Source organism: Pseudomonas sp. IT-P74 (genome assembly GCF_949768175.1).
Lineage (GTDB): Bacteria > Pseudomonadota > Gammaproteobacteria > Pseudomonadales > Pseudomonadaceae > Aquipseudomonas.
Genome location: NZ_CATKQD010000077.1, coordinates 1 through 22,497 on the forward strand (window position 1 = coordinate 1; position 22,497 = coordinate 22,497).

Annotated in this window: 19 protein-coding genes and 1 pseudogene; 13 read left to right on the forward strand and 7 right to left on the reverse strand. The window is 60.0% G+C overall.

Going from position 1 to position 22,497, the window contains the following annotated elements:
- Together ACM6J5_RS24255 and gcvP are read left to right on the forward strand one after the other, a co-directional pair.
- Window positions 1-183, forward strand: a pseudogene (locus ACM6J5_RS24255) (hypothetical protein); the annotation flags it as partial.
- Window positions 184-207: 24 nt separating this feature from the next.
- Window positions 208-3,081 carry an aminomethyl-transferring glycine dehydrogenase gene (gene gcvP / locus ACM6J5_RS24260; RefSeq protein ID WP_414929488.1) on the forward strand — a complete coding sequence of 958 codons (2,874 nt, stop codon included), beginning with the start codon at window positions 208-210 and terminating at the stop codon, window positions 3,079-3,081.
- Window positions 3,082-3,275: 194 nt separating this feature from the next.
- Here gcvP and ACM6J5_RS24265 read toward each other — a convergent pair whose 3' ends face one another.
- The 5 genes from ACM6J5_RS24265 to ACM6J5_RS24285 all read right to left on the reverse strand — a co-directional run bounded on the left by ACM6J5_RS24265 (window position 3,276) and on the right by ACM6J5_RS24285 (window position 7,338).
- Window positions 3,276-3,593, reverse strand: a complete 318-nt coding sequence (locus tag ACM6J5_RS24265) for a DUF2388 domain-containing protein (RefSeq protein WP_056726402.1) — start codon at window positions 3,591-3,593, stop codon at window positions 3,276-3,278.
- A 68-nt stretch (window positions 3,594-3,661) separates the two neighbouring features.
- A complete protein-coding gene (locus ACM6J5_RS24270) occupies window positions 3,662-4,111 on the reverse strand; it encodes an NfeD family protein (RefSeq protein WP_095945561.1) in 450 nt (149 codons plus the stop codon).
- 8 nt (window positions 4,112-4,119) lie between these two features.
- Window positions 4,120-5,040: an SPFH domain-containing protein gene (locus ACM6J5_RS24275; protein ID WP_007978923.1), complete on the reverse strand. Its 921-nt coding sequence runs from the start codon at window positions 5,038-5,040 to the stop codon at window positions 4,120-4,122.
- An 84-nt stretch (window positions 5,041-5,124) separates the two neighbouring features.
- Window positions 5,125-6,909, reverse strand: coding sequence for a GspE/PulE family protein (locus tag ACM6J5_RS24280; RefSeq protein ID WP_095945562.1), 1,785 nt, complete (start codon window positions 6,907-6,909; stop codon window positions 5,125-5,127).
- A gap of 90 nt (window positions 6,910-6,999) precedes the next feature.
- Window positions 7,000-7,338, reverse strand: a complete 339-nt coding sequence (locus tag ACM6J5_RS24285; RefSeq protein ID WP_095945563.1) for a hypothetical protein — start codon at window positions 7,336-7,338, stop codon at window positions 7,000-7,002.
- A gap of 126 nt (window positions 7,339-7,464) precedes the next feature.
- Between ACM6J5_RS24285 and ACM6J5_RS24290 the strand changes: the two genes are divergently transcribed.
- The gene (locus ACM6J5_RS24290; RefSeq protein WP_095945564.1) at window positions 7,465-7,929 is read left to right on the forward strand and encodes an Lrp/AsnC family transcriptional regulator; all 465 of its coding nucleotides are present in this window, start codon (window positions 7,465-7,467) and stop codon (window positions 7,927-7,929) included.
- A 98-nt stretch (window positions 7,930-8,027) separates the two neighbouring features.
- On the opposite strand, the gene ACM6J5_RS24295 is transcribed toward ACM6J5_RS24290, so the two are convergent.
- On the reverse strand, window positions 8,028-9,395 hold the full coding sequence (locus ACM6J5_RS24295; protein WP_095945565.1) for an inorganic triphosphatase: 1,368 nt from the start codon (window positions 9,393-9,395) through the stop codon (window positions 8,028-8,030).
- A gap of 157 nt (window positions 9,396-9,552) precedes the next feature.
- On the opposite strand from ACM6J5_RS24295, the gene argE reads away from it, so the two are divergent.
- Together argE and argA are read left to right on the forward strand one after the other, a co-directional pair.
- Window positions 9,553-10,701 carry an acetylornithine deacetylase gene (gene argE, locus ACM6J5_RS24300; RefSeq protein ID WP_150671989.1) on the forward strand — a complete coding sequence of 383 codons (1,149 nt, stop codon included), beginning with the start codon at window positions 9,553-9,555 and terminating at the stop codon, window positions 10,699-10,701.
- Window positions 10,702-10,946: 245 nt separating this feature from the next.
- A complete protein-coding gene (gene argA / locus ACM6J5_RS24305) occupies window positions 10,947-12,245 on the forward strand; it encodes an amino-acid N-acetyltransferase (RefSeq protein ID WP_095945567.1) in 1,299 nt (432 codons plus the stop codon).
- A gap of 100 nt (window positions 12,246-12,345) precedes the next feature.
- On the opposite strand, the gene tauA is transcribed toward argA, so the two are convergent.
- Window positions 12,346-13,335, reverse strand: coding sequence for a taurine ABC transporter substrate-binding protein (gene tauA, locus ACM6J5_RS24310; protein ID WP_095945568.1), 990 nt, complete (start codon window positions 13,333-13,335; stop codon window positions 12,346-12,348).
- Between the two features lie 364 nt (window positions 13,336-13,699).
- Between tauA and ACM6J5_RS24315 the strand changes: the two genes are divergently transcribed.
- The 8 genes from ACM6J5_RS24315 (at window position 13,700) to ssuB (ending at window position 22,478) form a co-directional block, all read left to right on the forward strand.
- Window positions 13,700-15,031 carry an OprD family porin gene (locus ACM6J5_RS24315; protein ID WP_095945570.1) on the forward strand — a complete coding sequence of 444 codons (1,332 nt, stop codon included), beginning with the start codon at window positions 13,700-13,702 and terminating at the stop codon, window positions 15,029-15,031.
- Between the two features lie 412 nt (window positions 15,032-15,443).
- The gene (locus tag ACM6J5_RS24320) at window positions 15,444-16,787 is read left to right on the forward strand and encodes an OprD family porin (RefSeq protein WP_095945571.1); all 1,344 of its coding nucleotides are present in this window, start codon (window positions 15,444-15,446) and stop codon (window positions 16,785-16,787) included.
- A 292-nt stretch (window positions 16,788-17,079) separates the two neighbouring features.
- Window positions 17,080-17,718 (forward strand): peroxiredoxin, encoded by a 639-nt coding sequence (locus ACM6J5_RS24325; RefSeq protein ID WP_095945572.1) that lies wholly within the window; start codon window positions 17,080-17,082, stop codon window positions 17,716-17,718.
- Between the two features lie 326 nt (window positions 17,719-18,044).
- On the forward strand, window positions 18,045-18,638 hold the full coding sequence (gene ssuE / locus ACM6J5_RS24330; protein WP_007993145.1) for an NADPH-dependent FMN reductase: 594 nt from the start codon (window positions 18,045-18,047) through the stop codon (window positions 18,636-18,638).
- Between the two features lie 90 nt (window positions 18,639-18,728).
- On the forward strand, window positions 18,729-19,709 hold the full coding sequence (locus ACM6J5_RS24335; RefSeq protein WP_414929489.1) for a sulfonate ABC transporter substrate-binding protein: 981 nt from the start codon (window positions 18,729-18,731) through the stop codon (window positions 19,707-19,709).
- A gap of 25 nt (window positions 19,710-19,734) precedes the next feature.
- Window positions 19,735-20,883, forward strand: coding sequence for an FMNH2-dependent alkanesulfonate monooxygenase (ssuD, locus tag ACM6J5_RS24340; RefSeq protein ID WP_414929490.1), 1,149 nt, complete (start codon window positions 19,735-19,737; stop codon window positions 20,881-20,883).
- Between the two features lie 9 nt (window positions 20,884-20,892).
- Complete coding sequence (gene ssuC / locus ACM6J5_RS24345) at window positions 20,893-21,675, forward strand: aliphatic sulfonate ABC transporter permease SsuC (protein WP_414929491.1); 783 nt, start codon at window positions 20,893-20,895, stop codon at window positions 21,673-21,675.
- Entirely contained in the window at window positions 21,672-22,478 is an 807-nt protein-coding gene (ssuB, locus tag ACM6J5_RS24350; protein WP_414929492.1) for an aliphatic sulfonates ABC transporter ATP-binding protein, read from the forward strand. Before ssuC ends, ssuB begins: the two co-directional genes overlap by 4 nt.
- Window positions 22,479-22,497 lie beyond the last annotated feature (19 nt).

Below are 22,497 nucleotides of genomic sequence, written 5' to 3' on the forward strand. Positions count from 1 at the left end.
TTTTTTTTGCCTGACAAATCCTTACCTGTAGGAGCGCGCCTGCTCGCGATGGTCGTCAACGATGGCGCTGGAAGCCTGACACCGCGCGGTGTTCTTAGGTTCATCGCGAGCAGGCTCGCTCCTACAGGATTCGCGTCCGGTACTGGCTGCTATGCTGGTTTGACCGTGTTGCATCGACGCTGAGCGCCAGTCAAGAGAGAGCCCGTCATGTCCCAATTGCCGTCCCTGAGCCAGTTACGCGACCCCAATGCCTTTCTGCGCCGCCACCTTGGGCCCGATGCCGCCGAGCAACAGGCGATGCTCGACAGCCTCGGCCTGGGCAGTCGGGTCGAATTGATCGAGCAGACGGTGCCGCCGGGCATCCGCCTCAACCGGGCGCTGGACCTGCCCCCGGCACTCGATGAAGAGGCCGCGCTGGCCAGGCTGCGCGGTTATGCCGAGCAGAACCAGGTCTGGACCAGCCTGATCGGCATGGGCTACCACGGCACCCTCACACCGGCCGTCATTGTGCGTAATGTGCTGGAAAATCCCGGCTGGTACACCGCGTACACTCCTTATCAGCCAGAGATCGCCCAAGGGCGCCTAGAGGCGCTGCTGAACTTCCAGCAACTGACCATCGACCTGACCGGCCTGGAGCTGGCCAATGCCTCGCTGCTCGATGAAGCCACCGCCGCGGCGGAAGCCATGGCCCTGGCCAAGCGGGTCGCCAAGTCCAAAAGCAACCTGTTCTTTGTCGACGAAAACTGCCACCCGCAAACCATTTCCGTGGTGCAGACCCGCGCTGAGGGTTTCGGTTTCGACCTGATCGTCGACGCTGTGGATAACTTGAAGCAGCACCAGGTGTTCGGCGCGTTGCTGCAATACCCCGACACTCACGGTGAAATCCACGACCTGCGGCCGCTGATCGATCACCTGCATGCGCAACAGGCCCTGGCCTGTGTCGCCACGGATTTGCTGAGCCTGTTGTTGCTGACCCCACCGGGTGAACTGGGTGCCGATGTGGTGTTCGGCTCGTCCCAGCGATTTGGCGTGCCCATGGGCTACGGCGGGCCTCACGCGGCATTTTTTGCCAGCCGCGATGAATACAAGCGAGCGATTCCCGGGAGGATCATCGGTGTTTCGAAAGATGCGCGGGGCAACACCGCCCTGCGCATGGCCCTGCAAACCCGCGAGCAACACATCCGCCGGGAGAAGGCCAACTCCAACATCTGCACGGCCCAGGTGCTGCTGGCCAATATCGCCAGTTTCTATGCGGTCTACCACGGCCCCGAAGGGCTCAAGCGGATCGCCCAGCGGGTTCACCGGCTGACCTGCATCCTGGCCGCCGGGCTTGAGCGCAACGGTATCACGCGGGTCAACCGGCACTTCTTCGACACCCTGACCCTGGAAGTCGGCGGAGCTCAGACCGCGATCATCGACAGTGCCCGGGCCGCGCAGATCAACCTGCGCATTCTCGGGCGCGGCCAACTGGGCCTGAGCCTCGACGAGACTTGCGACGAAGGCACCGTGGCGAAGCTGTTCGATGTGTTCCTGGGGGCCGATCACGGGCTGAGCATCGATGACCTGGATGCCGAGGTCCTGCCTGGTGGAATTCCCGAAAGGTTGGCGCGAACTTCGCCTTATCTGCGCCATCCCGTGTTCAGCGCCCATCACAGCGAAACCGAGATGCTGCGCTACCTCAAGCAACTGGAAAACAAGGACCTGGCGCTCAATCAATCGATGATTCCGCTGGGCTCCTGCACCATGAAGCTCAACGCCACCAGCGAGATGATCCCGATTACCTGGCCGCAGTTCGCCAACCTGCACCCGTTCGTGCCCAAGGAGCAGGCCGCCGGTTATGGGCTGATGATCGAAGAGCTGGAGCGCTGGTTGTGCGCGATCACCGGTTTCGACGCGATCTGCATGCAGCCCAATTCCGGTGCCCAGGGCGAATACGCCGGGCTGCTGGCGATCCGCAAATACCATGAGAGCCGTCAACAGGGTGGCCGCGATATCTGCCTGATTCCTTCGTCGGCTCATGGCACCAATCCCGCGTCGGCGCAAATGGCCGGGATGCGCGTGGTGATCGTCGAGTGCGACGAGGCGGGCAATGTCGACCTGGATGATCTCAAGGAAAAAGCCGCGCAGGCGGCAGACAAACTCGCCTGCCTGATGGCGACCTATCCTTCGACCCATGGGGTGTATGAGGAAGGCATCAGCGAAATCTGTGAAGTGATCCACCGGCATGGCGGTCAGGTGTACATGGATGGCGCCAACCTCAATGCTCAGGTCGGGTTGGCGCGGCCAGCCGATATTGGCGCCGATGTCTCGCACATGAACCTGCACAAGACCTTCTGCATTCCCCATGGTGGCGGTGGGCCGGGCATGGGGCCGATTGGTGTTCGGGCACATCTGGCGCCATTCGTGGCCAACCATCCGGTGGTGCCGATCGACGGGCCGCACCCGCAAAATGGCGCCGTCAGCGCAGCGCCCTGGGGAAGCGCAAGCATTCTGCCGATCAGCTGGATGTACATCGCGATGATGGGGCCGCAACTGGCGGACGCCAGTGAAGTGGCTATCCTGGCCGCGAATTACCTGGCGCGGCATTTGTCCGGTGCCTTCCCTGTGCTCTACACCGGGCGCAACGAGCGGGTGGCCCACGAATGCATCCTCGACCTGCGACCGCTCAAGGCGTTGACCGGCATCACCGAAGAGGATGTGGCCAAGCGCCTGATGGACTACGGCTTCCATGCCCCGACCATGTCGTTTCCGGTGCCGGGGACGCTGATGGTCGAACCGACCGAAAGCGAATCGAAGGCGGAACTGGACCGTTTTATCGGGGCGATGCTAAGCATCCGCGCGGAAATCAACGAGGTGCAGAACGGTAACTGGCCAGCTGAAGAAAACCCGTTGAAAGGTGCGCCACATACGTTGGCCGATATCACTGGCGTGTGGGAGCGGCCGTACAGCATCGTGCAAGCGGTCACGCCGGACGCGCACACCAAGGCGCATAAATACTGGCCGGTGGTGAACCGGGTGGACAACGTGTATGGGGACCGGAACCTGTTTTGTGCGTGTGTGCCGGTGGATGATTACCGCTGACACCCCAGGCAACTCATGACTCCTGTGGGAGCGAGCCTGCTCGCGATTGCGGTGTGACAGTCACTGAAGATTTCACTGATCCACCGCAATCGCGAGCAGGCTCGCTCCTACAGGGAGGCTCGGTGAACATGGGATTTGTATTCGCAAGGCAAAAAAATGCCGCTCATGTGAGCGGCATTTTTCATTCGCAACGCTTACTCCGAAGCCACGGCATTCTTCGCCAGGATCGCATTCGCCAGTTCCATGTCCGTGGCTTGCAGGCCCGGGTTGTCGGCGCGGACTTTCTGCATGGCCGCTTCCAGGTATGGACCGCGGATACTGCCATCACTGGCAACGAAGCTGCTGGCATCGTCCTGAGCCGCGACGACCAGCTTGTTATCCTTGGATGTCAGATAGCTCGAACCGGTGGTTGCACCGGAGGTAAGAACGTTACGCCAAAAAGTATCGGCCATCGCCGAACCGACAGGCAGGGACAACAGCGCGACGGTAGCGACAGCAAGTTTGAAACGCATGACAGGGTGACTCCACTGGGTTGACTACGCGGTTGGATTGCCAACCCCCAATCGAGTTCCGTGGTCGCCTAATCCGTCGCTTCGACCAGCAGGATCGCGCCTTGCTGGCCGACCACCCGTACGCGGCTGCCAATGGCGGCATCCGGCCCGCGGGCCATCCACACACCGTCGGCCACCTTGATCTTGCCGCGACCGTCGACAATCGCTTCATGGACCAGAAAGGTTTTGCCGATCAGTTCCTGGCCGCGCAGATTCAGGTGCGGCTGTTCGCTCGGACGCCTCGCCGTGCGCTGACGCCGCCACCAGTACAACGCGGTGGCGATCGACAGCAGGCCGAACAACAGAAACTGCCATTCCCAGGGCAGGCCCGGCAGGAGAAAGGTCAAGACACCCACGGCTGCTGCCGCCATGCCGATCCACAACAGGTAGCCGCCGGCGCCGAACACTTCAAGAATCAACAGCACCGTGCCCAACGCCAACCAGTCCCAGAACGAAAGGTGCTGCAAAAATGCCCACATGGTGCGCCTCAGGCTTTCTTGTTATCGAATGTGGCCTTGACGATTTCGCCAATGCCGCCCACCGCGCCGATCATCGAACTGGCCTCCAGCGGCATCAGGATCACCTTGCTGTTGTTGGCCGAAGCCAGCTTGCCCAGCGCATCGATGTACTTCTGCGCCACGAAGTAGTTGACCGCCTGCACGTTGCCGCTGGCGATGGCTTCGGACACCACTTTGGTCGCCTGTGCTTCTGCCGCGGCTTGCCGCTCGCGGGCTTCGGACTCCAGGAAGGCGGCCTGGCGACTGCCTTCGGCTTCGAGGATCTGCGCCTGCTTCTTGCCTTCGGCGGTCAGGATCGCTGCGGCACGCAGACCTTCGGCTTCGAGGATTTGGGCGCGCTTGATCCGTTCGGCTTTCATCTGCCCCGACATCGCAGCCATCAGGTCGGCGGGTGGGCTGATGTCCTTGATTTCGATCCGGGTGATCTTGATGCCCCACGGTGCGGTCGCTTCATCGACAGTGCGCAGCAGTTTTTCGTTGATGCCGTCACGCTGGCTGAGCATGGCGTCGAGTTCCATCGAGCCGAGCACGGTGCGGATGTTGGTTTGCAGCAGGTTGCGGATGGCGTGTTCGAGGTTGTTGACCTCGTAGGCCGCCTGGGCCGTGTTGACCACCTGGAAGAAGCACACGGCGTCGATTTGCACCGTGGCGTTGTCGGCGGTGATGACTTCCTGCGGCGGAATATCCAGCACGCTTTCCATCACATTCATCTTGCGTCCGATGCGGTCCATGACCGGAACGATGACGTTCAGCCCTGGCTTGAGCGTGTTGGTGTAGCGCCCGAAACGCTCGACGGTCCATTCAAAGCCCTGGGGCACCACCTTGAAACCCATGAACAGAATGGCGACCACCAGGCCGACAAAAAGCAAAAGCACACTACCGATCTGCATAACGATTCCTTGTTGATGTGTGGATCTGTTGAGTTGCAATCGCTGGAGTGTAGCTGTGCCGATGCTGGATAAGTACCGCCGGGCTCAGTTCTGTTCGCTCTGGGGTGTCACTCGCAGTACCTCCTCGATGGTCGTCAGCCCGGCAGCGACCTTTTGCGCTCCTGACAACCGCAGGCTGCGCATGCCTTCCTTGAATGCCTGGCGCCGCACGGCCAGCAGATCGGTGTCGGGACTGATCAGCGCCTTGATGCCTTCGCTCAGTTGCATGATTTCGTAGACCCCGGCACGGCCGCGATAACCAGTGTCGCGGCACTCCACGCAACCGGTGGCTCGCTGGGCATTGGTCGGCAAGGGTGCTTGCCAGGGGCGGGTCAGGGTTTGCCAGTCGTCTTCGCCCAGCGTCAGGGTTGCCTTGCAGTGCGGGCACAGGGTCCGCACCAGTCGCTGGGCCATGACGCCGAGCACCGTGGCCTTGATCAGGTAGTGCGGCACGCCGAGTTCCAGCAGGCGGCTGATGGCGCTGGGGGCGTCGTTGGTGTGCAGGGTCGACAGCACCAGGTGCCCGGTGAGCGCGGCCTGGATCGCCATCTCCGCGGTTTCGAGGTCGCGGATCTCGCCGATCATGATGATGTCCGGGTCTTGCCGCATCAGCGCGCGTACGCCGGCGGCGAAGGTCAGATCGATGTTGTGCTGGACCTGCATCTGGTTGAACGCCGGCTCGACCATTTCAATCGGGTCTTCGATGGTGCAGAGGTTGACCTCGGGCGTCGCCAGTTTTTTCAGGGTGGTGTAGAGGGTGGTGGTCTTGCCCGAACCCGTCGGCCCGGTGACGAGGATGATGCCGTGGGGCTGGCGGGTCATGTCTTGCCAGCGGCGCAGGTCGTCGGCGGAGAAACCAAGCTGGTCGAAGTCCTTGAGCAATACTTCCGGATCGAAAATCCGCATGACCATTTTTTCGCCGAAGGCCGTGGGCAGCGTCGACAAGCGCAGTTCGACTTCGCCGCCGTCCGGGGTCTTGGTTTTGACCCGGCCGTCCTGGGGTTTGCGTTTCTCCGCGACGTTCATGCGTCCAAGGGTTTTCAGGCGACTGACGATGGCCATGGTGACCTGGGGCGGGAATTGATAGACGTTGTGCAGCACGCCGTCGATGCGAAAGCGCACCGTGCCTTGCTCGCGCCGGGGTTCGATGTGGATGTCGCTGGCGCGCTGCTGGAACGCGTACTGGAACAGCCAGTCGACGATATTGACGATGTGTGCGTCGTTGGCGTCCGGCTCCTGGTCGCTGGCGCCGAGGTTGAGCAACTGTTCGAAATTGCCGAGGGTACTGACTTGCGGGTCGGCGCTGTTCGCCCCGGTGACCGATTTGGCCAGGCGGAAAAATTCGACGCTGAAGCGCTGGATGTCCACCGGGTTGGCCACCACACGCTTGATCGGTAATTTGAGCACGTGGGTCAGGTCAGCCTCCCAGCCACTGACATAAGGCTGGGCGCTGGCCACGGTGACCGCATCGCGGTCGATCGCTACCGCGAGGATCTTGTGGCGCTGGGCGAAGGCATAGGACATCAGCGGGGTCACGGCCGCGACATTGATTTTCAACGGGTCGATGCGCAGGTAAGGCTGGCCGGCCTGCCGGGACAGCCACAGGGTCAGGCTCTCGAGGTCCAGCGGTTTGCCGGGACGGCTGAGATCGTCCAGCTGTTGGCTGGCAATGAACTCCAGCGGATGCATCTGGCCAAGGGAAGCATTGCGGCGGCGGGCATTGAGCGCGTGTTCGGCCGAATCCTGACTGATAAAGCCCTGAGCGACCAGTTCGCGCAGCAGGTCATTGAGATCCAGCCAGCGGTCCTGAAAGGCGAGTTGTACGGACATGCGGGCTCCTTTTGAACGACAGTGCGCAAAGGATAGCCGTGACCCGGCTGACCGCTGGGCCACTACCCGATGAAGCCGTTTCGGAGTTTTTCAGCCCGCCGCTTGAGCCGCTTCGGCCCATGGGGAATCAGCTTCTTGCAGCTCCACCGAGCAGACGCTGATCAGGTTACGAAGTTTTTCCGCAATCACTTGCGCGCGGTGCCAGCTCAAACCGTCGATGACGATCTCGATGCTCAGCCAGTCGTCCTGGCGGTGCGCGTTGACTTGTTCCGGCGTGAGCAATTGCAAAGCGAACAAATTGAGAGCGCGACACAGCAGATCCGGTTCTGCCTCGGCCAGCATTTGATAGCGAACCCGGCAATGGGTGTTGCCGACGTTCCAGACATCGGCGCGGGCAGGTGGGGTGTTCACGGCTTCGAGATGCGGCATGGTCAGGCTCCAAAATCATTGGAGAAATGTTTACATCCTGTGCGGGGTATTTCTTCTCTATGATTGGCTGTATTGCACAAATGAAGAATCAATCAATTCAGTTGTTACTCGGTTAAGGGTTTTTTTATGCAAAGCGAACTGGACAGCTACGACCGCAAGATCCTCGCCTTGCTGCAAGAGGATGCTTCGCTTTCCAGCGCACAGATCGCCGAGCGGGTGGGTCTCTCGCAATCGCCGTGCTGGCGGCGGATTCAGCGGATGAAAGAGGAGGGCATCATTCGCGGGCAGGTGACCTTGCTCGACCGCAAGAAAATCGGCCTGAACACGCAGATCTTCGCGGAGGTGAAACTCAATGCCCACGGGCGTTCGAACTTCACCGAATTCACCGAGGCGATTCGCGGCTTTCCGGAGGTGCTGGAGTGTTATGTGCTGATGGGGGCGGTGGACTTCTTGCTGCGGATTGTCACGGCGGACATCGAGGCTTATGAGCGCTTTTTCTTCGAGAAACTGTCGATGGTGCCGGGGATTCAGGAGGTGAATTCGATCGTGGCGTTGTCGGAGATCAAGTCGACTACCAGTTTGCCGGTCTGAAACTTTGTGGTGACTGTGCCGGCCTCATCGCGAGCAGGCTCACTCCTACAGGATTTCGGTGATTTCCTGTAGGAGCCAGCCTGCCGGCGATGGCGGTATTACAGACGCAAGAGCATTTTCCAGGCACGGTTCTGATACACCGCAATCGCCTGCTGCTTGCGCGCATCCAGGACTTCGTCGGTGATCGATTCGTTGGCCAGTTGCGCCAGTTTGTTCAGCTCGCCGTACAGGCGATCCATTTCCGGGATCTCCAGCACGTTGCGCGCATGGTGCAGCCAGACCTGGATGCGTTCGATGCGCGGCAGTTGCTCGGCCAGGTCTTCCGGTTGTTGCTGGTAACGTTGCAGTTGCAACGAAGTGGCTTCTTCGCCCAGCAGGCGCGGCAACCAGCTGCCCAGTTGCGCAGCGCCCTGGCGATTGCCACGGGTGTTGCGGTCGGCGGCCCAGGTGCGGGCCAGCAGCCAGCGCGAGGTAGTCAGGGAGAACAGGCCCCAGCGCGGGTCTTCGAGTTCTTCGAGGAACTGCTCGGGCGCGGCTTTGCGCACGTCTTCATCTTCCAGGCCGGCCTGGACCAGCGGACGCCAGTCTTCCAGCAAGGCATCGAGGGCGATACGCAGATCGTGGGTCGACTGACGTGGTGCGGCCTGGCCCAGGCTGCTGATCAGCGCGCGCATTTCCGCGAGGCATTCGACCCAGTCCTGCAACAGGCGCCAGTGACCGTTGAAGCGATACTGCTCGGCCAGACGCTGGCTGCTGCCGAGCAAATGCCAGCTCAGCGCGACGAACGCGTCGTCCAGCGGCGTTTCGGCGGTGATCTGCGGCGCGGGCAGGCTCAACGAATAACTGTGAGCGTCGTACAGGCGATAACCGCGCTCGGCCTTGCTGATGTCGCAAGGCATCAGGGCCAGTTTCTCGGCCAGCTCGGCGGCCAGTTCCAGCAGGGCTGCCGGCTCGCCTTCGCGCAGTTCCAGTTCCAGCTCGCAGATTTCTTCTTTCTGCTTGCCGACCACGACGTGACCCAGGTCCAGCGCGGCTTCGATGACCACTTTGGTCTTGCCGCGACCCCAGGCGATTTCCGCGCGTTCGCGGACGAAGTCGGTGGTGAAGATCGGCTTCAGGGTCTTCTTGTCCAGCTCGGCCAGTTCCTCGGGCCAGCATTCGCCGTCGAGTTTCTTCAGGTCGAGCTTGGCTTTGGGCAGGTTCCAGTCGTACTCGTTACGCACGGACAGACCGGCAACGCTTTGGCCGCGGGTCTTGAGGGTCTGAATCACTTCTTCGCCATCCTTGCGCAGGCGCAGGGCGACTTTGGCCTGGGCCAGGTCGCGCTCGGGCGTGTCGAAGTACTGGTTCATCAACTCACGGCGTTCCCAGCCACTTTTGTTGCGTTTCTTCAGTAACGGGTGCTCGCGCAGGGCGGCGAGGGTTTCGCGGCTGACGCGGAGTTTGATTTCGGTTTCTTTCTGCATGGCCGGAAAATCCAGGATCGGGAGCGCAGCCGGGGGAATGTGTGGCTGCCAAGGTCGTGCAGTGTACAGGACTCAAGGTTAGTACGCGCCGAGACGGTTTATTCCTGTCATCGGTTGGTTCTATGATGGACCTCAATTCGGGTGCCGGGAGTCAGCGATGCCATTGCCATCGATGAAAGAACAATTCGCTGCGTTGATCGCCGCACCGTCGGTCAGTTGCACTCAGCCCAATCTCGATCAAACCAACCGCCCGGTCATCGATCTGCTGGCAACGTGGCTCGGTGAGCTGGGTTTTACCTGCGAGATCCAACAGGTCAGCCCCGGCAAGTTCAACCTGCTGGCCAGTTTCGGCTCCGGCCCCGGCGGCCTGGTGCTGGCCGGGCACAGCGACACCGTGCCGTTCGACGGCGCGCTGTGGCAAACCGACCCGCTGAAGCTGACTGAAGCCGACGGTCGTTGGATTGGCCTGGGCAGTTGCGACATGAAGGGCTTTTTCGCCCTCGCCATCGAGGCGGTCAAACCGCTGCTCGATCAGCCGTTCAAACAGCCTTTGCTGATTCTCGCCACTTGCGACGAGGAAAGCTCGATGTCCGGCGCCCGCGCGCTGGCCGAAGCGGGGCGACCGCTGGGGCGTGCCGCGGTGATCGGCGAGCCGACCGGGCTCAAGCCGATCCGCATGCACAAAGGCATCATGATGGAGCGCATCGACATTCTCGGGCAGAGCGGCCATTCCTCCGACCCGCGCCTGGGCCACAGCGCCCTGGAGGCCATGCACGATGCCATCGGTGAACTGCGCGGCCTGCGCCTGTTGTGGCAGCGCGAATTCCGCAATCCGCAGTTTGGCGTGCCGATGCCGACGATGAATTTCGGCTGCATCCATGGCGGCGACAACCCTAACCGCATCTGCGGTCAGTGTTCGCTGGAATTCGATTTGCGGCCGCTGCCCGGCATGGACCCCAAGGTCCTGCGCGCCGAGATCCTGCAGAAGCTCAAGCCGGTTGCCGAGCGGCATCAGGTCAAGATCGATTACGCGCCGCTGTTCCCTGAAGTGCCGCCGTTCGAGCAGGCCGAGGACGCCGAGTTGGTGCGCCTTGCCGAAAAGCTCACCGGTCACAGCGCCGAAGCAGTGGCGTTCGGCACCGAAGCACCTTATCTTCAGCGCCTTGGCTGTGAAACGCTGGTGCTTGGCCCGGGTGATATCGCCTGCGCCCACCAACCGGGGGAATACCTCGAAATGTCACGTTTGCAGCCTACGGTGCATCTATTAAGGCAACTCATCGAACACTATTGCCTGACCCCCGTGTAGGAGCGAGCCTGCTCGCGATGGACGTTAACGATGACGAGGGCAGCCTGGATAAACGCGGTGCCCTCCTATCCATCGCGAGCAAGCTCGCTCCTACAGGGTTTTGCAGTTAAATTGCCGATGTTCCAACCCGTATTCATGAGGAGAACGCGCGTGTCGCCAAGCCTGTTCCGACGATAACCATCAGCCCGCTGTGCGTTTTCAGTTTCGCCCTTTTTTCGGCTGCTATTTATTACAGGCCCAGGTTCATGCCCGAATACGTCAATTGGCTTCGTCACGCTTCGCCTTACATCAACGCCCACCGCGATTGCACCTTTGTCGTCATGCTGCCCGGCGACGGCGTTGAACACCCCAACTTCGGCAATATCGTCCACGACCTGGTGCTGTTGCACAGCCTGGGCGTGCGGCTGGTGCTGGTTCACGGTTCTCGCCCGCAAATCGAAGCGCGCCTTGCGGCCCGTGGCCTGACCCCGCATTACCACCACGGCATGCGCATCACCGATGCGGCGACCCTGGAGTGCGTGATCGACGCGGTTGGCCAGTTGCGCATTGCCATTGAGGCTCGCCTGTCGATGGACATGGCTTCCTCACCGATGCAGGGCTCACGCCTGCGGGTGGCCAGCGGCAACCTGGTGACGGCACGGCCGATCGGCGTGCTTGAAGGCGTCGACTATCACCATACCGGCGAAGTGCGCCGGGTCGACCGCAAGGGCATCAACCGTCTGCTGGACGAGCGCTCCATCGTGTTGCTGTCGCCGCTGGGCTATTCGCCGACCGGGGAGATTTTCAACCTCGCCTGCGAAGACGTCGCCACGCGTGCGGCCATCGACCTGGGCGCGGACAAACTGCTGCTGTTCGGCGCCGACCTGGGCCTGATCGACGAGCATGGGCGCCTGGTGCGTGAACTGCGTCCGCAGCAAGTGCCGGCGCATCTGCAGCGGTTGGGCAGTAACTATCAGGCTGAATTGCTCGATGCCGCGGCCGAAGCTTGCCGTGGCGGTGTGGCTCGCAGCCATATCGTCAGCTACGCCGAAAACGGTGCACTGCTGACCGAGCTGTTCACCCGCGACGGTGGCGGTACGCTGGTGGCCCAGGAGCAGTTCGAAGTCGTACGCGAAGCGGCCATTGAAGACGTCGGTGGTTTGCTGGACTTGATCAGCCCGCTGGAAGAGCAGGGCATCCTGGTGCGCCGTTCCCGCGAGGTGCTGGAGCGCGAGATCGAACAGTTCAGCGTGGTCGAGCGCGAAGGCATGATCATCGCCTGTGCGGCGCTGTATCAGATCGCTGAGTCGGACGCGGGTGAGCTGGCATGCCTGGCGGTGAATCCGGAATATCGCCATGGCGGTCGCGGTGATGAGCTACTGGAACGCATTGAAAACCGCGCACGGGCTCAGGGATTGAAAACCTTGTTCGTGCTCACCACCCGCACTGCGCACTGGTTCCGCGAGCGCGGTTTTGTGCCGAGCAGCGTTGACCGTCTGCCGTCGGCGCGGGCGTCGCTGTACAACTATCAGCGTAATTCGAAGATCTTCGAAAAAGCCCTCTGACCGCGTCGCTTTCATCGCGAGCAAGCTCGCTCCCACAATTGACCGAGTATCCCTGTGGGAGCGAGCTTGCTCGCAATGGCTGCACAGCAGCCTTCAGCAATTATTCAGTGACAAACTTCGCGCTGACATACGGCGAATAATCCGGCAACACCGTCTCCACCTTCCCCTGCTCCTTCAAAAATTTCGCCGTTTCACCAATGGCCTTGGCCGTGCCGCCATCCAGCAGCGCGGTGCTTTGTTGCGCCTTGGCATCCGGGAAGGTGGAACCGGCCAATAGCTCCGGTACATCGACGGCGTTGGCACCAGTCAGTTTGGCGATTTTCTGGACAGGCACCGAATCAACGGTCCATTGGTCTTTATGGGCGGCGTAGTCAGCGAATGAGTCCAGGGTGACCCTGGCGAATTTCGCCACGACCTCCGGATGCTTTTCGGCGTAATCCTTACGCGCCACCCATACCTCAAAGGTCGGTGCGCCCCATTGGCCCACTTGCGCAGCGTCGGTCAGGGTCTTGCCACTCTTGCGGATTTCCCCCAGGGCAGGCGACCAGACGAACGCGCCGTCAATGTCTCCACGCTTCCAGGCTGCCGCGATTTCTGCTGGCTGCAGGTTCACCACTTTGACTTTCGAACTGTCCAGGCCCCAGTGCTTCAGCGCACCAAGCAGGCTGTAGTGGGAGGTTGAAACGAAAGGTGTGGCGATGGTCTTTCCGATCAGATCTTGCGGTTTTTCAATGCCGCTGCCGTTGCGTACCACCAGCGCTTCGGCCGCGTTTATCTGGGCCGAGACGATGAACGCGACTATTGGCAGGTTGCGCGAGGCGGCAGCGGCCAGCGGACTGGAGCCGAGATTGCCGATTTGCACATCGCCGGAGGCAATCGCCGTGACCACTTCCGGGCCGCTGTTGAAGCGCCGCCAGTCGATGGGCTGGCCGATGGTTTTTTCATAAAGGCCATCGGCCTGGGGGACTTTGCTGGGGTCGATTCCGGTTTGATAACCGACGGTGAGGTTCGTCGCCTGGGCGGTGAAAGAAAATGCGAGCAATACACAAACTGTAACAAATGGTCCGGATAGTGCGCGTTTGGTCGTCATGGGGCTGCCTTTCGGTAAAGGATATGTTTCCGAATTGCGTCAGAAACTAATCGATCTAAAAAATAGAAAATAAATACCGTTTAGGAATTAGCTTATGAGCCGAACCTTCTATTCTGGGGTGAATGCGCAATGGGGAGCTAAATTCCTAAACGGTATTAGAAAAGAACTGGGTAATTCTTTTCAGGTTCATGACGAATTCATGAACCGGCAGGGACCAAAAAGTTGGGGATTAGACTATGGTCGTAGACACACATGGTTACGATTGACTTGTGGGTCACGGTCTGGCGCTAATCGCGAATCTTAGGATCTCGGGCGACGACTTGAGACCAGGAATACAAGAATTAGAATCGAGAGGAGCTACACAATGAACAAGTCCACCTTGGCTTTGGCCGTGGCCGTAGGGGTTTTGGCGCAGCAGGCAGGCGCCGCAGGTTTCCTGGAAGACAGCAAGGCGTCCATCAGTTCCCGAACCATGTATTACAACAACGATAACCGTGAAGGCGGTGCGGATCAGAAAGAGTCCGCGGAAGGCCTGAAATTCGATTATCTGTCCGGTTTCACCCAAGGCACTGTCGGCTTCGGTATCGACGCCCAGGCACTGCTGGGTATCCACCTGGACGGCGGCAAGGGGCACCATCCGGATGCCAACACCTTTTTCCCAAGCGACACCGATGGTTCGGCCGTACACGAATGGAGTCGTGCAGCCGCCAACGTCAAGGCGCGCTTCTCGAAGACCGAGGCCCACCTGGGTGGCGCTCTGGCACCCAACCTGCCGATCCTGGTCGCGAACGACAGTCGTCTGCTGCCTCAGACCTTTGACGGTGGCACCATCACCTCGAAGGAAATCGACAACGTGACCATTAACGCCGGTCAGTTGGAACACTCGGCAGGTCGTGCTTCTTCGAACTCCACCGGCCTCGCCGTGGCTGGCGGTACCGAGGACAGCAACAAGTTCTACTACGGTGGTGCTGACTGGAAGGTCACCAAGGACCTGACCCTGCAGTACTACCACTCGAACCTGAAGGACTACTACAAGCAGGACTTCCTGGGCTTGATCCACGTCTTCCAGATTGATGCCAACCAGTCCTTCAAGACTGATATCCGCTACTTCGACAGCAGCTCCGATGGCAAGAACGGTGATCCGGGCTTTCGCTTCAACAACAACAACGGTTTCGCCAAGAATCCGGGCGAGGTCGATAACAAGACCTGGAGCGCCATGTTCACCTACACCCTGGGTGGCAACGCCTTCCTGCTCGGCCATCAGCGGGTCAACGATGATGGTGGTTTTGTTTTCCTGAACCAGGGCAACGTTGTTGATGGCAATGGTCGTCCGGAAGGAAACGGCGGTGCCAGCTTCTACTCGTTTACTGACGCAATGGTCAACAGCTTCATCCGTGCTGGTGAAAACACCACCTTCGGTCAGTACTCCTATGACTTCGCGGCACTGGGTGTACCGGGCCTGAAAACCTCGATCGCCTACCTGCACGGCGACAACATCAAAGCCACGAGCGGCGTTGGCCCGGATGCGTCCGAGTGGGAACGCGATATGCGGATCGACTACACCGTCCAGCAAGGCGCCCTCAAAGGTTTTGGCGTGACGTTGCGTAATGGTGTCTACCGTGGCAGTGAAGTCTCCAACAGCCCCGATATTGATCAGACCCGTCTGATCTTCAACTACACCTACAGCCTCCTGTAACAAGGCCTGTGAAAAAACCTCGTCTATTGACGGGGTTTTTTTTGAGTCGTTTTTTATATTCCATAATGATCTTTAGTTACTATTTATTATTCTTTTTGGTTTTTGTCCGTCTCGCTTAAAGTGCGTCTGTCCGACACTCATCTCTGAACTCGGATTTAGCCATTTCGTCCCTCGACAATCGATCATGTTCAGGAGTCGGCCTCGCCGCTGATACCTCGGATCTGTCGTGGGAAGTCATATTCCTAAATGGTATTAAAAAGCATCAAAAAGTTCTTTTTGGCTTTAAGGCCATGTATCCTGCGGCCCGCCAAATGACCGGCCTAGACGGTTTGCCGCGAATTTACGCATTCAGGATCCCGGGCAATCGATTCGGGACCAGGCACATCAGAATTAGAAACGAGAGGAGCGAAACATGAACAGGTCCACCTTGGCCATGGCTGTGGCCGTTGGGGTTTTGACCCAGCAGGCAAGCGCCGCGGGTTTTATCGAAGACAGCAAGGCAACATTGGGGCTGCGTAACTTCTACATCAACACCGATTACCGTGACGGCGCTGGCCCGAACAAAAACGAAGAATGGGGCCAAGGCTTCGACCTGCGATTCATCTCGGGTTACACCCAGGGCACCGTCGGCTTCGGCATCGATGCGATCGGCCTGTTGGGCGTCAAACTGGACTCCGGTGGCGGCACCAACGGCGCGAGCAACAACTCGTACGGCGGCACCGTGTTCCCGAGCAAGTCCAACGGCGAAGCGGTTGATGACTTCTCCAGCCTGGGTTTGACTGCCAAAGCCAAGATCTCCCAGACCGAGCTGAAGCTGGGTACCTTGCAACCAAAGCTGCCGGTGATCGTGACCAACGACGGTCGTCTGTTGCCGCAAACCTGGCAGGGTGGCCAGATCAGCTCGAACGACATCAAGGACCTGACCTTGATCGGCGGTCAGATCGAGCAGGTAAAAGGTCGTAACTCGAGCAACAACGAGCAACTGTCTATCTCCGGCGCCAACAGCCGATCCGCTACAGGCCGCGACAGCAACAAATTCATTTATGCCGGCGGTGACTACAAGCTCACCAAGGACCTGACTGCCCAGTACTATTACGGCAACCTGGAAGAGTTCTACAAGCAACACTTCCTCGGTCTGGTGCACAACTGGGCCATCGGCCCGGGCGTGTTGAAGTCGGACTTGCGTTACTTCAACAGCTCCGACGACGGTGCCAACGGTCACGACCCACTGTACTTCACCACTGGCAACTACAGCGGTGCAGTCAACGGCAAGGGCAAGGTCGACAACAACCTGTACAGCGGTTTGTTCCTGTACTCCGTTGCCGGTCATACCTTCGGTGGCGGTTATCAGGTCAGCAACGGCAGCAGTGACTTCCCTTGGCTGAACCAGGGCGACGGTTCGTCGAACTACACCATCACCGACTCGCAAATCCAGAAGTTCGGCCGTGCCGGCGAGCGTACCTGGCTAGCACGCTATTCCTATGACTTCGCCAAGGTCGGCGTACCCGGCCTGACCGCGGGTCTGGTGTACCTGCACGGCGACAATATCGATACCGTTAACGCCAAGGGTGGCGAGGCGGCCAATGGTGCTTCCGAGTGGGAACGCGACCTGACCGTGGGTTACGTCGTTCAGTCCGGCGCGCTGAAGAACCTCGGCCTGATGTGGAAAAACGCCACGTGGCGTACCGATCTGCCGAACACTCGTTCCCAGGACGAAAACCGCCTGGTCGTCAGCTACTCGATCCCGCTGTTGTAATAGCGCTCGCGTAACCGAGACAAAAAAAGCCCCGCCCGGTATTGCGCCGGGCGGGGCTTTTACATTTTCAAGACGGGTTCACCCCCGTAATCCCGCCTTGAATTTCCCTCTTTGCAGCAACTCAAGGCCTTCTCGAACCTTGGGGCCGATGTTCGGCCGGTTGTGCGGGCACGTCCAGTGAACAGATATTTAATATTTCCTTATGATCTAAATAAATCGATATTTATTCTTTTTAATAGATAAAAAACACAGGCACAGTTGAACCCATCAAGCACTCACAAGGAGCAGCACCATGGGTCTCAGACTTGGCGATATCGCCCCCGACTTCGAACAGAACTCCAGCGCCGGCACTATCCGTTTCCATCAGTGGCTGGGCGATAGTTGGGGCGTGCTGTTTTCCCATCCGGCGGACTTCACGCCGGTGTGCACCACGGAACTGGGCTTCACCGCCAGGCTCAAGGATGAGTTCGCAGCGCGCGGCGTCAAGGCCATCGCGTTGTCAGTGGACCCTGTCGAGTCGCATCACAAATGGATTGAAGACATCAACGAGACGCAGAACACGGTGGTCAACTTTCCGATCCTGGATGACGCCGACCGCAAGGTCTCGGACCTCTACGACCTGATCCATCCCAATGCCAACGACACTCTGACCGTGCGTTCGCTGTTCGTGATCGACCCGAACAAAAAGGTCCGGTTGACGATTACCTACCCGGCGAGCACCGGCCGCAACTTCAATGAAATCCTGCGGGTGATCGACTCGCTGCAACTGACCGATAACTACAAGGTGGCCACGCCAGCCAACTGGCAGGATGGTGATGAGGTGGTGATCGTGCCGTCGCTCAAGGATGAGAATGAAATCAAGCAGCGCTTTCCCAAGGGCTATCGGGCGGTCAAGCCTTACCTGCGCCTGACGCCGCAGCCGAACCGGTGAGCCAGTCTTTTTTGTGGTGTGACTGAAAAGCCTTCGCGAGCAGGCTCGCTCCCACAGTTGATCGCGTACCCCTGTGGGAGCGAGCCTGCTCGCGAAGGCGATAGTCCAGGCACTACAGACGTCATAGTTAATCCACAAAGCAGGGGATTTCGGGCCGTTTCGACGGCCTGTTTTTTTGCCTGGAAGAAACCGGTTTGTATATTTCTATAACGAATAACCAAATGAATAAATATGATTTATAGATATATAAATCAGCTGTTAAGGTCACTCCATCGAAGCGAGATCGCAAGTCGCGAATCGCCAACACCGTGCAAGGAATCGTCTGAATGTTGGTTGTCTCACTCGGTGGCAGTCCCAGTCAGCGCTCTCGTTCCGGGGTGCTGCTGGATCGCTCCCAGCGTTGGTTGCAAGGGCAGGGCGTGGAGGTGGTGAGTTATCAGGTGCGGGACTTCCCGGCCGAGGACTTGCTGCACGCACGCTTCGACAGCCCCAAGGTGATCGACCTGCTGCAACAGATTGAAAACGCCGATGGCCTGCTGATCGCCACACCGGTTTACAAGGCATCGTTTTCCGGGGCACTGAAAGTCGTGTTGGATCTGCTGCCCGAACGCGCCTTGAGCCACAAGGTGGTTCTGCCGATGGCCACTGGCGGCAGCATCGCCCACATGCTGGCGGTGGATTACGCGCTCAAGCCGGTACTGTCGGCATTGAAGGCCCAGGAAATGCTGCAAGGGATTTTCGCCGTCGACAGCCAGATCGCCTACGGCGAAGGCAGCGCCCTGGCGCAGTTGGCGCCGGAGCTGGAACAACGCCTGAATGAATCACTTGAGCTGTTTTTCAGCGCCATGGCGCGACGGCCCAAGCCGCTCGATCCTAACCTGTTGAATGATCGTTTGTTGAGTGCTCGCTGGAGCATTTGAGCCTCACCGAAAAATTGAAGTACTGGCCTTACTCGCCCGCCAACGGGCAAGCAGGTGCAGCCAAAACCCTACTGCAAAAAGGAGAGCGCCATGCGCCCTGTCATTTTGCGTCGTGGTCTGGTCGCTCTGTTTGCTGCGGCTGTCACCTTCGGCGCCATTACTCAAGCTCAGGCCGAGACATTAAGAATCGGCTATCAGAAATACGGCACCCTGGTGCTGCTCAAAGCCAAAGGCACCCTGGAAAAACGCCTCGCCGCCCAAGGCGTGGACGTGCAATGGACTGAATTTCCTGGTGGCCCGCAACTGCTCGAAGGCCTGAACGTCGGCTCCATCGACTTCGGCGTCACCGGCGAAACACCGCCCGTGTTCGCTCAAGCGGCCGGCGCCGATTTGCTCTACGTCGCCTATGAACCGCCAGCGCCGCACAGTGAGGCGATCCTGGTGCCGAAGGATTCGCCGGTCAAATCGGTGGCGGACCTCAAGGGCAAGAAAGTCGTGCTCAACAAGGGCTCCAATGTGCACTACCTGCTGGTGCGCGCGCTGGAAGACGCCGGCCTCAAATACACCGACATCCAGACCGTATTCCTGCCGCCGGCCGATGCCCGCGCCGCGTTCGAGCGTGGCAGCGTCGACGCTTGGGTCATCTGGGACCCATACCAGGCCGCCGCCGAACAACAGCTGCAAGCCCGCACCCTGCGCGATGGCCAGGGCATCGTCGACAACCATCAGTTCTACCTGGTGACCAAGCCTTTTGCGCAGAACAATCCCGAGGTGATCAAGACCCTGGTGGAAGAAGTGCGCGCGGTGGGCGAGTGGTCCAAGGCTAACCCGCAAGAGGTGACCCAACAGGTTTCACCGCTACTCGGCCTGCCAGCGGACATCACCCTGACCTCAGTGAAACGCCAGGGCTATGGCGCGCTGTTCCTCACCCCGGAAGTGGTCGCCGCACAGCAGAAAATCGCCGACAGCTTCTATCAGCTCAAGCTGATTCCCAAACAGTTGAGCATCAAAGACGTGATCTGGACGCCGCCGGTTGCCGTTGCCCAAAGCTCGGCAACCAAAGCCCAATAAATCGATTCCCCAAGGAGACCACTCCATGAGCCTCAATATTTTTTGGTTCCTGCCTACCCACGGCGACGGCCATTACCTTGGCACCGCCGAAGGCGCACGCGCGGTCGATCACGGTTATCTGCAACAAGTCGCACAGGCAGCGGATCGCCTGGGTTTTGGCGGGGTACTGATCCCTACCGGTCGCTCCTGCGAAGACTCTTGGCTGGTGGCGGCATCGCTGATTCCGGTGACCCAGCGCTTGAAGTTCCTGGTTGCCCTGCGCCCCGGGATCATTTCCCCGACGGTGGCGGCGCGTCAGGCGGCAACCCTGGATCGACTGTCCGGTGGTCGTGCGTTGTTCAATCTGGTGACGGGGGGTGATCCGGAAGAGTTGGCCGGCGATGGTCTGTTCCTCAGCCACGAAGAACGCTATCAGGCCTCGGTGGAATTCACCCGAATCTGGCGCCGTGTGCTGGAAGGCGAAACCGTCGATTACGACGGCCAGCACATCAGCGTGAAGGGGGCGAAATTGCTCTATCCGCCGATCCAGCAGCCGCGTCCGCCGCTGTACTTCGGCGGTTCATCGGAAGCTGCGCAGGACCTGGCCGCCGAACAGGTGGAAATGGTCCTGACCTGGGGCGAGCCACCGGCCGCCGTCGCGGAAAAAATCGAACAGGTCCGAGCCAAGGCCGCCAAGCTCGGACGTACCGTGCGCTTCGGCATTCGCCTGCATGTGATCGTACGCGAAACGAACGATGAAGCCTGGCAAGCTGCGGATCGGCTGATTTCCCATCTCGACAACGAGACCATCGCTCGTGCCCAGGCTTCGCTGGCGCGTTTCGATTCGGTCGGTCAGCAACGCATGGCCGCCTTGCACGGCGGCAACCGCGACAATCTGGAGGTCAGTCCTAACCTGTGGGCCGGTGTCGGTCTGGTGCGCGGCGGTGCGGGTACGGCGTTGGTGGGCGATGGCCCAACCGTGGCCGCCCGCGTGAAGGAGTACGCGGACCTGGGCATCGATACCTTCATCTTCTCCGGTTATCCACACCTGGAGGAGTCGTACCGGGTGGCCGAGTTGCTGTTTCCGCACCTCGATGTCGAGCGTCCAGAACTGCCGAAAAGTGCTGGCTACGTCAGCCCGTTCGGCGAGATGGTCGCCAACGACATTCTGCCCAAAGCCGCATCCCAGAGCTGAGGCACGGTCATGAAGAAAATCATCCACAGCCTGGCGCCCTGGGCGTTTCCGGTGTTGTTGCTGGCGGTGTGGCAGCTGAGCGTGTCGGCGGGTTGGTTGTCGACACGGATCCTGCCGGCCCCCATCGCCGTCATCGAGGCCGGCGTGAGCCTGGTGCGCAGCGGCGAAATCTGGACGCACCTGGCGATCAGTGGTTGGCGCGCCGCGCTGGGCTTCACCATCGGTGGTGGCATCGGCCTGACACTCGGCTTCATCACCGGCCTGTCGAAGTGGGGTGAGCGCTTGCTCGACAGTTCGGTGCAAATGATTCGCAACGTGCCGCATCTGGCGCTGATTCCACTGGTGATCCTGTGGTTCGGCATCGACGAGTCGGCGAAGATTTTCCTGGTGGCGCTGGGCACGTTGTTCCCGATCTACCTCAACACCTATCACGGCATCCGCAACGTCGACCCAGCGCTGGTGGAGATGGCGCGCAGCTATGGCCTGAGCGGTTTCAGCCTGTTCTGGCAGGTGATTCTGCCGGGGGCGCTGCCTTCGATTCTGATCGGCGTGCGCTTCGCTCTGGGCTTCATGTGGCTGACGTTGATCGTGGCGGAAACCATTTCCGCGAGTTCCGGCATCGGCTATCTGGCGATGAATGCCCGGGAGTTCTTGCAGACTGACGTGGTGGTGCTGGCGATTCTGCTGTACGCGGTGCTCGGCAAACTGGCCGACCTCGCCGCCCGTGGACTTGAACGAGCGTGGCTGCGTTGGCACCCGGCGTATCAGGTTGCCAAGGGAGGTTCGGTATGACCGCCCAACAACCTCCACGCCTGCTGCGCGGGACTCCGCTGGTGGTGCGCAAGTTGCAAAAAACCTTCAGTGCACGGCAGGTGTTGCGCGAGATCGACCTGCACATTCCGGCGGGCCAGTTTGTCGCAGTGGTCGGTCGTAGCGGCTGCGGCAAAAGTACCTTGCTGCGCTTGCTCGCCGGTCTCGATCAGCCAACCGGCGGTGAGTTGCTCGCCGGTGCCGCGCCATTGAGCAACGCGGGGGAGGACACGCGGCTGATGTTCCAGGACGCGCGTTTGCTGCCTTGGAAAAAGATCATCGACAACGTTGGTCTCGGCCTTAAGGGCAACTGGCGGCCGCAAGCCCTTGAGGCTTTGGAAGCGGTGGGCCTGGCCGATCGCGCCCACGAGTGGCCGGCCGCGCTGTCTGGTGGGCAGAAGCAACGCGTGGCTTTGGCCCGTGCGTTGATTCATCAGCCGCGCCTGCTGTTGCTCGACGAACCCTTGGGCGCACTGGATGCCCTGACCCGAATTGAAATGCAGCAACTGATCGAGCGGCTCTGGCAGCAGCACGACTTCACGGTGTTGCTGGTGACCCATGACGTCAGTGAAGCCGTGGCGATTGCCGATCGGGTGATCCTGATCGAAGACGGAGAAGTCGGCCTCGACCTGCATGTGGAACTGCCGCGCCCTCGGGTTCGTGGCTCCCATCGGCTGGCGGCGCTGGAAACCGAGGTGCTCAATCGCGTGCTGGCGCTGCCCGGCCAACCGGCGGAACCGGAACCTGTTTCACCCTTGCCTACGCAATTACGCTGGGCTCAATAACTCAAGTCTTACTCAACGA